11 protein-coding genes and 1 tRNA gene are annotated in these 12,291 nt (G+C 59.7%); 8 read left to right on the top strand and 4 right to left on the bottom strand.

Annotation, left to right across the window (positions count from 1 at the left end; genetic code table 11):
* Positions 1-105 precede the first annotated feature (105 nt).
* Entirely contained in the window at positions 106-408 is a 303-nt protein-coding gene (locus EGY12_RS15805; protein WP_047730753.1) for a putative quinol monooxygenase, read from the bottom strand.
* Positions 409-790: 382 nt separating this feature from the next.
* Between EGY12_RS15805 and EGY12_RS15800 the strand changes: the two genes are divergently transcribed.
* Entirely contained in the window at positions 791-2,104 is a 1,314-nt protein-coding gene (locus EGY12_RS15800) for an MFS transporter (RefSeq protein WP_123894553.1), read from the top strand.
* Positions 2,105-2,178: 74 nt separating this feature from the next.
* Complete coding sequence (locus EGY12_RS15795) at positions 2,179-2,682, top strand: DedA family protein (protein WP_123894552.1); 504 nt, start codon at positions 2,179-2,181, stop codon at positions 2,680-2,682.
* 221 nt (positions 2,683-2,903) lie between these two features.
* On the opposite strand, the gene EGY12_RS15790 is transcribed toward EGY12_RS15795, so the two are convergent.
* A tRNA-Lys gene (locus EGY12_RS15790) sits at positions 2,904-2,979 on the bottom strand.
* A 349-nt stretch (positions 2,980-3,328) separates the two neighbouring features.
* On the opposite strand from EGY12_RS15790, the gene cycA reads away from it, so the two are divergent.
* Positions 3,329-4,729 (top strand): D-serine/D-alanine/glycine transporter, encoded by a 1,401-nt coding sequence (gene cycA / locus EGY12_RS15785; protein ID WP_123894551.1) that lies wholly within the window; start codon positions 3,329-3,331, stop codon positions 4,727-4,729.
* A gap of 51 nt (positions 4,730-4,780) precedes the next feature.
* Here cycA and EGY12_RS15780 read toward each other — a convergent pair whose 3' ends face one another.
* Positions 4,781-5,704: a DMT family transporter gene (locus tag EGY12_RS15780; RefSeq protein ID WP_038875309.1), complete on the bottom strand. Its 924-nt coding sequence runs from the start codon at positions 5,702-5,704 to the stop codon at positions 4,781-4,783.
* Positions 5,705-5,771: 67 nt separating this feature from the next.
* Here EGY12_RS15780 and EGY12_RS15775 point away from each other — a divergent pair, with 67 nt between their 5' ends.
* From EGY12_RS15775 to EGY12_RS15755, 5 genes are all read left to right on the top strand, one after another.
* Positions 5,772-6,347: a helix-turn-helix domain-containing protein gene (locus EGY12_RS15775; RefSeq protein WP_123894550.1), complete on the top strand. Its 576-nt coding sequence runs from the start codon at positions 5,772-5,774 to the stop codon at positions 6,345-6,347.
* 117 nt (positions 6,348-6,464) lie between these two features.
* Positions 6,465-6,935 (top strand): helix-turn-helix domain-containing protein, encoded by a 471-nt coding sequence (locus EGY12_RS15770; protein ID WP_123894549.1) that lies wholly within the window; start codon positions 6,465-6,467, stop codon positions 6,933-6,935.
* Positions 6,936-7,021: 86 nt separating this feature from the next.
* Entirely contained in the window at positions 7,022-7,621 is a 600-nt protein-coding gene (wrbA, locus tag EGY12_RS15765; RefSeq protein WP_049201633.1) for an NAD(P)H:quinone oxidoreductase, read from the top strand.
* Positions 7,622-7,857: 236 nt separating this feature from the next.
* A complete protein-coding gene (locus EGY12_RS15760) occupies positions 7,858-8,172 on the top strand; it encodes a hypothetical protein (protein WP_016928271.1) in 315 nt (104 codons plus the stop codon).
* A gap of 185 nt (positions 8,173-8,357) precedes the next feature.
* Positions 8,358-9,158, top strand: coding sequence for a DNA/RNA non-specific endonuclease (locus EGY12_RS15755; RefSeq protein WP_015377376.1), 801 nt, complete (start codon positions 8,358-8,360; stop codon positions 9,156-9,158).
* A 48-nt stretch (positions 9,159-9,206) separates the two neighbouring features.
* Here the strand turns inward: EGY12_RS15755 and EGY12_RS15750 are convergent, their stop codons facing one another.
* Positions 9,207-12,287, bottom strand: coding sequence for a MexW/MexI family multidrug efflux RND transporter permease subunit (locus EGY12_RS15750; protein ID WP_123894548.1), 3,081 nt, complete (start codon positions 12,285-12,287; stop codon positions 9,207-9,209).
* Positions 12,288-12,291 lie beyond the last annotated feature (4 nt).

Genomic DNA, 12,291 nt, shown 5'->3' with positions numbered 1-12,291 from the left:
TTAGGAGCATTCCCAGAGCATGCCTCAAGCAATAAGGTTATTTATTAACCATTACAAGATGCATTGAGAAGCCATTAGCCCCGCCCCCTGCGGGGCTTTTTTCATCTAGTCGCCGTTTAACCCGGGAAACACCTGCATAAACAGGAAGGTACAAGGCTTGCGCTGATGCTGATTGATCTGTGGCACCAGCCGGGTGAAATGCTCAGTCTGGCAATGCACATCCAGGGCGGCGCGATCCGGCCAGCTTTCGATAAAAATAAAATGCCCGGGGTCCTGCTGGTCGATACACAGCTCATAACTGATGCACAGCGGCTCCTGCCGGGTTTTCTCCACCAGCTCGCGATACCATGGCATAACGGTTTCAATATGTTCCGGGTGGATAAAATCTTCAGCGATGACCTTCAGCATGTTCACTCCTGCATTCTGTTTTACCGTGCTTCACCTTATCTCTCCCCCTCACGAGATGAAAGCGTCACTCTCCGGGCCTATCACCGGGTTACCAATTCGGTGATAGCGCACACAGATCTCGACCAAAGCGCTTGAACGCGCCATAGCCCTGTGTGAACTTTTGATTAACAAAAAAACAACACACCATTCACCACGGTGATATTTGCACCAACCTGCCGAGCCGATACGCGGCGTTTTTTTCACACCCAAAGGCCTGACCATTAGTCCTTTAGACCTTTAAGGCTCGCGCAGTAAATTCGCTGTTGCCGTCGTGTTGCGGGCAACAGCGCCAGGACGGTCCTGCGACCGACGCTTGTCATTCTCAAAAGAGAGGTTAACGCCAGTGAATCACACTACCTATACCGCTCCTGCGCTCAACGCTGCTATTCGCAAAACCTGGCGCAGACTGGTGCCATTGATGTTCGCCATGTACTTTGTCGCCTTTATCGACAGGGTTAACGTCGGTTTTGCCAAGGACGCGATGGCTATCGATATCGCGCTGTCCCAATCCGCCTTTGCGCTCGGCGCCGGGATATTTTTTGCCGCCTATGCGCTGTTCGGCATCCCGGCCAACCTGCTGATGAACCGCTGGGGCGCTAAACGCTGGCTCAGCGCCACCACTGCGCTGTGGGGGGCGCTGTCGGCCTGCACCGGGCTGGTGACCAATGAACAGCAGTTTATCGTCCTGCGATTTCTGCTGGGGATCGCCGAGGCCGGGTTTTACCCCGGCATCCTGCTGCTCGCGTCGATCTATTTTCCCAATAAGGTGCGCGCCTCGGTCATTGGCATTTTCGTGCTCGGCGTGCCGGCGGCCCTGACGCTCGGCTCCCCGCTGTCGGGGGCACTGCTGGAGATGCACGGCGTGCTGGGTAAGCCCGGCTGGTTCTGGATGTTCGTGCTGGAAGGGTTGCCGGCCATCGTCCTCGGCGTCTTCGCCTTTTTCTATCTCGACGATAGCCCGCAACAGGCTCGCTTTCTGACCGAGGAAGAACGTACGGCGCTGGTCGCACAGTTGGCCGATGAACGTCGACAAACCGAGACCAGCAGCATCAAAGCGGCGATGAGAAGCGGCAAAGTTTGGCATCTGGCGTTGATCTACGGCACCCTGCAAATTGGCGTGTACGGCCTGATGTTTTTCCTACCGTCGCAGGTCGCCTCGCTGATGGGCACCCATCTCGGCTTCAAGGCCTCGTTGGTGGCCGCCATTCCTTGGGCATTCTCTGCGCTGGGCGTCTATTTCCTGCCGCGCTATGCCGACAGAAACACCGCCAGAAGATTGCCGATCGCCGTCGGCTGCATGGTCGCGGCGGCGCTGGGGTTGGTGGTCTCTTCCTATGCCGGCCCTTTGCTCGCTATCGCCGCACTGAGCTGTTGTGCAGTCAGTTTCCTGGCGGTACAGCCGATTTTCTGGACGTTTCCCGCTCAGGTGCTCACCGGCCCGGCGCTGGCGGCCGGCATCGGCTTTTGCACCACGCTCGGCGCCGCGTTCAGCTTCTTAGCCCCGCTTATCCGCACCGAGGCAGAAGAGCGTTTTCACAGCCCACATGCCGGGCCGCTGGTGCTGGCCGCCTTTTCGCTGCTGTGCGGCGCGCTGTTGTGGGCGCTCAGAAACCGGCGCGCCGACGTGAGTAAACAAGACGCAAAGATTACCGGATAGCGATGCATTATTTAGTCATTATTGAACCTGCGGATGTGACACTGGCACTCAGCCCCCTCGCCCGCAGGTGTTAAATGGATGAATTGACGCATATTATCGCCAAATACAGTCCGGAGCCGGAAATGTTGCTGCTGCTGATTTTCCTGTTTGCGCTGGGTAAATCCGTGATCTTCGTTTCCTCCGTCCTGCCGCCTGCCTCGGTCACGCTGCTGATGGGCATCGTTGCGGGCAAGCACGCGCTGCCTGTCGGCACCGTTTGGGCGGCTATCACCCTCGGAGCCGCGCTGGGATCGATCTTGTCGTTCCACTGCGGCGCGCTGCTATGCCGCCGCGACCTTGGCAGCCGGCTACCGGCACGTTTTCATGCACCGCTGCACAAAGCCCAGCGCGCCCTGCAAAAAAGAGGGCTGCCGTTGCTGTTCGCCTCGCGTTTTCTGGCGGTAATGCGCTATACCGTACCGCTGATGGCCGGGATGCTGAAGCTGCCGCTGGGGCGCGTCTATGCCACCGCCGCACTCTCGGCCGCCGCCTGGGCGCTGATCTTGATGTCGGCGGCGCATTTGTTCCCCATTTCTTGACCTGAAAGATTCTTGGGCAAATGACCGCCCCATGCGCCGACGTTGCGCCAGCGCACAGCCTCTCTTGCCGTATAAAGTACCGTGCAACACTGCAGTTTGCGCCAGCTCACCTTTCTGAACATCAGTCGAAAAATGCGATTTTTTTTGCAGAATGCGCGCTTAAAACGGCGCAATGAGGGAACAATCGGAGAAAAGCCTGAGCTGTAACACGCTGATTTGGTTGGTGGGTCGTACAGGGTTCGAACCTGTGACCAATTGATTAAGAGTCAACTGCTCTACCGACTGAGCTAACGACCCAACGCAGTAAATTGTCCTCCTCACCTCAGCCGCTGTCAAACGCTTACACTCATTACTTTTTCTCATGCGAGTTTTGCAACCCTTTGTTTAATCAACGAGATAAGCCACATAAGGTCTGTTAATCCCACGTTTTGAAGAGTAACCTTCCGCTCCCTGAACGTCCGATTTGCCTCTTCCGTGTAAAGATTGATCGACTTTTATCCCACGTATAAATGTTGTAAACATGTTGCACAAAGGTGGCGTTATTGCACTACCTTACTAAAGCCGGGCCAACCGGATAAATGTATAAAAAAGAGCCACTTCAGAGCTCGCGATTTCACTAATGACAGGTAAAACAGGACATCATCAGATGGTAGATCACTCTAAAATAGCGACTGACGCGACGCCCGCTTCAGAAGATCATCTACGGCGAAACCTCACTAACCGACATATTCAACTGATCGCTATCGGCGGCGCCATCGGCACCGGCCTGTTTATGGGTTCCGGGAAAACTATCAGCCTGGCCGGCCCTTCGATCATTTTCGTGTACATGATCATCGGCTTTATGCTGTTCTTCGTGATGCGCGCCATGGGCGAACTGCTGCTGTCCAACCTGGAATACAAATCGTTCAGCGATTTCGCTGCGGACCTGCTCGGCCCGTGGGCCGGGTTCTTCACCGGCTGGACCTATTGGTTCTGCTGGGTGGTCACCGGCATCGCCGACGTCGTGGCGATCACCTCCTACGCCCAGTTCTGGTTCCCCGAGCTGTCGCAATGGATCGCTTCGCTGCTGTGCGTACTGTTGCTGCTCGGCCTTAACCTGGCGACGGTGAAGATGTTCGGCGAAATGGAGTTCTGGTTTGCGATGATCAAAATCATCGCCATCGTCGGGCTGATCGTCGCCGGGCTGGTGATGATCGCCATGCAGTTCCAATCTCCGACCGGCACCGTGGCCTCATTCACCCATCTGTGGAATGACGGCGGCATGTTCCCGAAAGGTATCAGCGGCTTCTTCGCCGGCTTCCAGATTGCGGTATTCGCCTTCGTCGGCATTGAGCTGGTGGGCGCCACTGCCGCAGAAACCAAGGATCCGGAGAAATCGCTGCCGCGCGCCATCAACTCGATTCCGATCCGCATCATCATGTTCTACGTGTTCTCCCTGATCGTCATCATGTCGGTGACGCCGTGGAACTCCGTGGTGCCGGACAAGAGCCCGTTCGTTGAACTGTTCGTGCTGGTCGGCCTGCCGGCCGCGGCCAGCGTGATCAACTTCGTAGTGCTGACCTCCGCCGCCTCTTCCGCCAACAGCGGCGTGTTTTCCACCAGCCGCATGCTGTTCGGACTGGCGCAGGAAGGCGACGCGCCAAAATCGTTCGCCAACCTGTCCAAACGCGCGGTGCCGGCCAACGGCCTCACTTTCTCCTGCATCTGCCTGCTGGGCGGCGTGGTGCTGATTTACCTGATCCCGAACGTGATGACGGTCTTCACCCTGGTGACCACCGTATCGGCGATTCTGTTCATGTTCGTCTGGAGCATCATCCTGTGCTCGTACCTGGTCTACCGTAAACAGCGCCCGGCGCTGCACCAGAAATCGATCTACAAGATGCCGGCCGGCAAGCTGATGTGCTGGGTATGCATGGCTTTCTTCGTGTTCGTGCTGGTGCTGCTGTCACTGCGCGAAGACACTCGTCAGGCGCTGATCGTCACCCCGCTGTGGTTCATCGTGCTCGGCCTGTCTTACGTCTTCCTGCGCAAGAAGAAAACCGCATGATGCAAAAAGGGGCGGATCCCTCCGCCCCTTTCTTCTTTCGACACCCCTGCGCTAGTCCGCTTCCGTCGCCACCGCCGCTTTATCCTTGCGCCGCACGCGCAGCTCGCTGACCACCACGCCAATCACGATCAACGCGCCCCCCAATAACGCCACGCCCGGCAAACGCTCCCCGGCCAACCGCCCGACGATGCCCGCCCAGACCGGTTCGCCGGCGTAAATCACCGTGGCCCGCGTCGGCGAAACGCTGCGCTGCGCCCAGTTCATGGTCAGCTGAATCAAGGCACTGGCCAGCCCCAGCCCAATGGCGCTGTACAGCAGGTAATCCGAATACGGCGGCGGCGACTCGCCAGTCGGTGCCATCATCAAAAATGAGGTCAGCGAGGCGGTCGCCAGTTGCACGATGGTCACTCGGCGGATATTGACCTTGCCGGCGAAAGCGCCGATCAGAATGATCTCTGCCGCCATGCCCAGGGTACCGGCCAGCGTCAGAATTTCACCGAGGCTCAGCGTCATGTCGGTGCTGCTCGGTGCCGCCAGCAGCATCAGGCCGGTAAAGGCCAACAGAATGCCGATCCACGACATGATGCCGGGGAACCGCCCCAGCACCAGCCATTGCAACAGTGGCACGATCGGCACGTACATGGCGGTGATAAACGCCGATTGGCTGCTGGTGATGGTCTGCAGGCCGACGGTTTGCATGCTGTAACCGAACATGATCGCCAGCCCGATCAGCACGCCCGCCTTCAGTTCATACAGGGTCAGGCCACGCAGGACGCGCAGCGAAAACAGCGTCAGCGCCAGCGTGGCGGTGGCGAAACGCAGGCCGACGAAAAAGAACGGCCCGCTGACCTGCATTGCGTGATGCACCGCCAAAAAGGTGCCGCCCCAGATCATGGTGATAAAAATCAGCACCGCTTCCGGCAACCGGATTTGCGGAACCACGGCGGAAATAAAGGATTTTTTTGCTGCTGACACCGGCTTGCCCTTCCTGCTGAGTGCAATATAATGCACAGATCCTGCCAGTATGAGATAAAGTCCGGCGATGAGCAATACGGCGCATAACGCAAAAACCGATCCCCCCAAGGTGCTGCAGTACCTGAGCAGCAATCTGCGCGGCTACCGCCAACAGACGGGCCTGAGCCAGATGGCGCTGGCCGAGCTTTCCGGCGTCAGCCGCCGCATGCTGGCGGGCATCGAGGCCGGCGATCGCAACGTCAGCCTGGCAGTGCTCGACAAGATCGCCGCCGCCCTGGCGATTTCCTTTACCGATCTAATCCAGGCGCCGGAAGCGCGCGGCAGCCAACTGGTGGGGGAATTGGCCTGGCAAGGCGTGCAACCGGGCAGCCAAGCGCTGTTCGCCGCCAGCGTACCGGCGCGGCAGCGGGCTGAGCTGTGGGAATGGACGCTGATGCCGGGCGAGCGCTATGACTCTGCGCCGGACCCCGAAGGCTGGAGCGAAATGATCTACGTGATTGCAGGCACTCTGACGCTGGAGCTGGAACAAGATACACTGACGCTCACCGCCGGCACCGCGCAAACCTTCAACAGCGATCAGCGCTACGCTTACGCCAATCACGGCGATCTCCCCCTGCGCTTTATCCGCAACGTCGCCTTCTGACTGCCCGCCGGCCCGCACCGGCGGCGGATGTCGTGTCGCTGTCGTGCCGCTGTCGTGGCGCCGCCTCCCCGCTCGCCCTACACTGAATGACAGTGACAACGAACTCAGGAGTGCACCATGCAAAAGTACCGCATCAGGCCATTACGCTTGGAAAAAGGCTGGTCGCAAGAGCAGCTGGCGACGATCGCCGGCCTCAGCACCCGCACCGTCCAGCGGATTGAAAACGGTGAACAGGCCAGCCTGGAAACCTTGACCGCGATCGCTGCCGCGCTGGGCGTGCAGGTCAGCGATCTCAATGCGCAGCCGCAACAGGCAATGGAGGAAGAGACGCCTGAGGAACAGCGCATTCGTCGCCAGGTCGCGGCAGAAGGCAAACTGCTGAGCATGGCGGTGCGTTTCGCCGTAATTGGCGTGATGCTGTTCGCCATTAACTGGTTTACCCATCCGCAATATCTCTGGTCGCTGTGGGCGATCGGCGGCATGAGCCTCGCCTTGATCATGCGGGCGGTGCGCACCCTGCTGCTGCGCAATGTCTTCAGCCGCTGGCAGGAACAACGGCTGGCGCATAAGTTGCGCCGCTTGCCCTGAATCCGCCATTCGGCAGAACCAAATTCGTCATTCGCTTCTATGCTTATCAAGGGTTTTTGTTAATCATCTGAGCGGGAGTACGGAACATGACGAAAGTGTTGGTGCTTTATTACTCAATGTACGGCCATATCGAACACTTGGCGCAGGCGGTGGCCGAAGGCGCGAATCGGGTTAACGGCGTGGACGTGACGATTAAACGCGTGCCGGAAACCATGACGCCGGAGGCCTTTGCCAAAGCCGGGGGCAAACAACATCAGCAGGCGCCGGTCGCCAGCCCGCAGGAACTGGCGGACTATGACGGCATTATTTTCGGCACGCCGACCCGCTTCGGCAATATGGCCGGGCAGATGCGCACCTTCCTCGATCAGACCGGTGGCCTGTGGGCCTCCGGCGCGCTATACGGCAAGGTAGGCAGCGTCTTCTCCTCCACCGGCACCGGCGGCGGCCAGGAACACACCATCAGTTCCACCTGGACCACGCTGGCGCACCACGGGTTCATCATCGTGCCCATCGGCTATGCCACGCCAGAACTGTTTGACGTTTCTCAGGTGCGCGGCGGGACGCCGTACGGCGCGACCACCATAGCCGGCGCCGACGGTTCTCGGCAACCGAGTAACGAAGAGTTGACCATTGCCCGCTATCAGGGCGAGCACGTGGCAAAAATCACCGCCAAGCTGAAAAGTTAAGCACCCTTCTACGCCTGTGATTCAAAGGGCCGCGCATTCGCACGGCCCCATCTTGTTGCCAACTCGCGGCAAGGTTAGAATGCCCCTCCCCCGGCCATTCAGCGTCTGAAGGTCCGGCTCGAATTCGTTCTGCCCGTCGCTCGTCAGCTTTAAGCGCGAGGACGGGCGTTCTGTTTTTTGCGCACAGCGAAGGGAATAAGTCAGTGTCTAAAGATTTTGATGAACTAATAAGAGACATGGATCTTATTATTGAAAATGTAGACAGCTTCAAGGCTCTGGCTCCGCGCGCGCCCGAGCCGGCTCCGGCCCCGCCGCCGCCGGTTCATCACTACGACTCGTTCTGCGAGAACATCGCGCTGAAAGTGGTATTGAAGGTGCTGCTGTCTTCGGTAGACAAAATAGTCAAAGTGCAGATCGCCAACAAGGTTGAGCAAGAGATCGCCCAGATCGAACAGCAGGTGGTGCGCGCCGGCGGCGGCCCGGTTTCACCGGACGATCTGGCGCAGATGACGCACTATGTGCGCCGCACGGTCAACGATCTGCTGGAATAACCTCCTTTGAAACGGCGTCTGTTGGACGCCGTTTTCCTTTCTGCCGCCTTCCGATCAACAATAGCTGTATCAAGGCTGACACATTCACAACACGAATGTGTTGCATTGTTGTATTCGTTTCACTGCGATAAGTTTAATTCACTGTAAATATATACAGTATTTTTTAACTTATTGAGGATATGAATATGCGCTTTAACAACAAGATGCTGGCCCTGGCCGCCCTGCTATTCGCCGCACAGGCGTCGGCCGACACGCTCGAATCCATCGACAACTGTGCGGTCGGCTGCCCGACCGGCGGCAGCAGCAACGTGTCGATCGTGCGTCATGCTTATACGTTGAATAACAACAGCACCACCAAGTTCGCCAACTGGGTGGCCTATCACATCACCAAAGACACGCCAGCCAGCGGCAAGACGCGCAACTGGAAAACTGATCCGGCACTCAACCCGGCGGATACCCTGGCACCCGCCGATTACACCGGCGCCAATGCGGCGTTGAAGGTCGATCGCGGTCATCAGGCGCCGCTGGCCTCGCTGGCGGGCGTTTCCGACTGGGAATCGCTTAACTATCTGTCCAACATCACGCCGCAAAAGTCCGATCTGAATCAGGGCGCCTGGGCACGGCTGGAAGATCAGGAGCGCAAGCTTATCGATCGCGCCGATATCTCCTCGGTCTATACCGTGACCGGGCCACTGTATGAGCGCGATATGGGCAAACTGCCGGGCACCCAGAAAGCGCACACCATCCCCAGCGCCTACTGGAAGGTGATTTTTATCAACAACAGCCCGGCGGTGAACCACTATGCCGCTTTCCTGTTCGATCAGAACACGCCAAAAGGCGCCGACTTCTGCCAATTCCGCGTGACGGTGGACGAGATCGAGAAACGCACCGGCCTGATCATCTGGGCCGGTCTGCCGGACGACGTGCAGGCCTCGCTGAAAAGCAAGCCCGGCGTCCTGCCGGAGTTGATGGGCTGCAAAAACTGACGAAAAACCCGCCGAGGCGGGTTTATTTTTCACTCGGGCGCCGGGGGGTTACTCCGTCAGCGCCTTTTGCGCCGCAGCCAACTCACGCTGGCGGGATGACGCCACCGCGTGATCGCGCGCCAGCAGCGTATACACCGTCGGCAGCACAAACAGGGTGAACAGCGTGCCCACCAGCATGCCGGACACGATCACCAATCCCAGGCCGAAGCGGCTGGCAGCCCCGGCGCCGCTGGCAAACAGCAGCGGAATCAAGCCGAACACCATCGCCCCGGTGGTCATCAGCACCGGCCGCAGGCGAATTTTCGCCGCCTGCAAAATCGCGGCGCGCCGCGTCAGTCCCTGATGCATCTGCAGTTCGTTGGCGAACTCCACCATCAGAATACCGTGCTTGCTGATCAGCCCAATCAGGGTCACCAGCCCGACCTGGGTGTAGATGTTCATCGTGGCGTAACCCAACGCCAACGGCAATAAGGCGCCGCAGATCGACAGCGGCACGGTGATGAGGATAATCAGCGGATCCTTCAGGCTCTCGTACTGCGCCGCCAGCACCAGATAGATGATCACCAGCGCCGCCAGGAACGCAAATGCCAGCGCATTGCCTTCCTGGGTATATTGGCGCGAATCCCCCTGCCAGTCGTGGCTAAACTCGGCCGGCAGCGCATTGGCCTGCCGTTCAAGGAAGGCCACCGCTTCGCCCATCGAAACGCCGGGCGCGGGAATGGCCTGCAGGGTGGCGGCGTTCTGCTGATTAAACTGGGTCAGCTTGTTCGGTTCGACTTTAACGGCCACCGACACCACGGTGGAGAGCGGCACCAGCGTATTGTCCTGCGAGCGGACGTACTGCCGCGCCAGCGCCTGCGGCGTCAGCCTCTGTTCACGCAGGCTCTGCGGGATCACGTCATAGGCACGTCCATCCATACCGAAGCGGTTGAGGTAGTTTTCCCCCACCAGCACCGCCAGCGATTCGCCGATGTCGCTCATGCGGATCCCCAGACTGTTGGCCTTGGCACGATCGATATGCACCTCCGCCAGCGGGTTGTTGTAGTCCAGATCGCTGTCCACTACCATAAACAGACCGCTGTTTCTGGCGTTCTGCTTCACCTCTTCGAGGGTACGATACAGCTGCGGGTAGTCCTGCGGCGTGCGCAGCACCATCTGCACCGGCAGCCCGCCGGTGGAGCCCGGCAAGGCGGGCAGCTGGAAGGCGAAAATGCTGGTACCTTCGACGTCGTTCACCGCCCCTTGCAGATCGGCCTGCACCGCCGACGCCGAGCGCTCGCGCGCCTGCCACAGCGTCAGGTTGATGCCGCCGATGCCAGACGCCGTGCCGTCGCTGCCGTTGATGATCCAGCGGCTTTCGGTTTCCGGCATGCGGTTGTAGACTTCATCCAGCTTATAGGCGAAGCGCTCGACATAGTTCAGGTTAGCGTGCTGCGGCGCCTTGATGGCGGTCAGTACGATGGCCTGATCCTCGGTCGGAGCCAGCTCGCGCTGCGGCATCAGGTACAGCAGCGGCAGGCTGATCATCACCAGCAGCGCCAGCGTGCCGGTCAACCAACGGTGGTGCAGCGAGAAATCCAGCGCGCGCGCATAGCGCCGCGTAAGGCCGCCGAAGAACCACTCGGCGCCACGCGCCACGCGCCCTTCGCTCTGTTTGGCCGGCAGTAGAAGAGAGCTCATTACCGGCGACAGCGTCAGCGCCACCACGCCGGACACCACCACCGCGCCGGCCAACGTCAGCGCAAACTCGCGAAACAGCGCGCCGGTCAGCCCCCCCATCAGGCCGATCGGCGCATAGACCGCCGCCAGCGTCAGGGTCATGGCGATCACCGGCCCCGCCACTTCACGTGCGCCGATCATCGCCGCCGCCAGCGGCGTTTTCCCCTCTTCGATATGGCGATGCACGTTCTCCACCACCACGATGGCATCGTCCACCACCAGACCGATCGCCAGGACCATCGCCAGCAGCGTCAGCAAATTGACGCTGAAGCCGAAGGCCAGCATCAGCCCGGCGGCGCCAAGGATCGACAGCGGAATGGTCACCACCGGGATCAACACGGTGCGCAACGATCCCAGACACAGGTAGATCACCGCCACCACGATCGCCAACGCCTCGAGTAGGGTATGCACCACTTCATCGATCGAGGCTTGAATAAAGCGCGCGGTTTCAAACGCCAACGCCATCTTCACGCCCGGCGGCTGCATCTTGTCAATTGCCGGCATCAGGTGACGAATGCCGTCGACGATCACCAGCGGGTTGCCGGTCGGCGTGGGGAAAACACCGAGGAACACCGCCGGTTCGCCATCCATCAGCGCGCTGGTTTCCGTGGCCGCGGCGCCCAGCTCCACGGTGCCGACGTCTTTCAAGCGCACCAGGCCGTTGCCGTCGTTGCGCACCACCAGATTGCGGAACTCCTCCACGCTGGTGAGATCGGTATTCACCCGCACGTTGGCAACCACATACTGCCCTTTCACCTTGCCCGGCGCCGCCTGGTAGTTGTTGCGCCGCACCGCGTCGGCCACGTCGGCGGCGGTCAGGCCGCGGCCGGCCAGCCGATCGCTGTCCAGCCACAGGCGCATCGCCATTTTTTGCCCGCCGAACACTTCCACCTTGGCGACACCGTCAATGGTGGTGAACATCGGCTCCACCACCCGCGTCAGGTATTCGCTCAGCGCCGGCGTGGACAGCGTTTTACTGGAGAAGCCGACATAGGCCACAGCGGTCGCTTCACCGGCAGAGCGCTCAATCACCGGATCGTAAGCCTGCTCCGGCAGCTTGTAACGCACCTGGTTAACCTTGGCCATCACTTCGGTCAACGCCTGGGTGGAATCGCGGTTCAGCGCCATGCGCACCGTCACCACGCTGCGCCCCTGCACTGACGAGGAAGAAAGGTAGTCAACGCCCTCGACAGACGACACCGCCTGGGCGATCGGCTGCGTGACAAAGCCCTGCATCAGCTCGGACGACGCGCCGGGATAGTCGGTGCTGATGGTGATGGTTGAGTTTTCCAACAGCGGGTATTGGCGGACCGGCAGTTGGCTGAGCGCCAGCGCGCCGAACAGCAGGATCAGAGTGCTGACCACCAGCGCCAGCACCGGCCGACGCACGAACAGATCGGTAAATTTCATCGGT

Origin of the sequence: Serratia sp. FDAARGOS_506, assembly GCF_003812745.1 — a bacterium.
In the GTDB taxonomy this organism is placed as follows: domain Bacteria; phylum Pseudomonadota; class Gammaproteobacteria; order Enterobacterales; family Enterobacteriaceae; genus Serratia.
Note: the sequence above shows the minus strand (reverse complement) of the source record. Positions and strands in the feature narration are given on the sequence as shown.

Bases quoted from the DNA above. Each gene is read 5' to 3' on its own strand.
- EGY12_RS15805 (WP_047730753.1), bottom strand. From the start codon at position 408: ATGCTGAAGGTCATCGCTGAAGATTTTATCCACCCGGAACATATTGAA.
- EGY12_RS15795 (WP_123894552.1), top strand. From the start codon at position 2,179: ATGGATGAATTGACGCATATTATCGCCAAATACAGTCCGGAGCCGGAA.
- cycA (WP_123894551.1), top strand. From the start codon at position 3,329: ATGGTAGATCACTCTAAAATAGCGACTGACGCGACGCCCGCTTCAGAA.
- EGY12_RS15775 (WP_123894550.1), top strand. From the start codon at position 5,772: ATGAGCAATACGGCGCATAACGCAAAAACCGATCCCCCCAAGGTGCTG.
- EGY12_RS15770 (WP_123894549.1), top strand. From the start codon at position 6,465: ATGCAAAAGTACCGCATCAGGCCATTACGCTTGGAAAAAGGCTGGTCG.
- wrbA (WP_049201633.1), top strand. From the start codon at position 7,022: ATGACGAAAGTGTTGGTGCTTTATTACTCAATGTACGGCCATATCGAA.
- EGY12_RS15760 (WP_016928271.1), top strand. From the start codon at position 7,858: ATGGATCTTATTATTGAAAATGTAGACAGCTTCAAGGCTCTGGCTCCG.
- EGY12_RS15755 (WP_015377376.1), top strand. From the start codon at position 8,358: ATGCGCTTTAACAACAAGATGCTGGCCCTGGCCGCCCTGCTATTCGCC.
- EGY12_RS15750 (WP_123894548.1), bottom strand. From the start codon at position 12,287: ATGAAATTTACCGATCTGTTCGTGCGTCGGCCGGTGCTGGCGCTGGTG.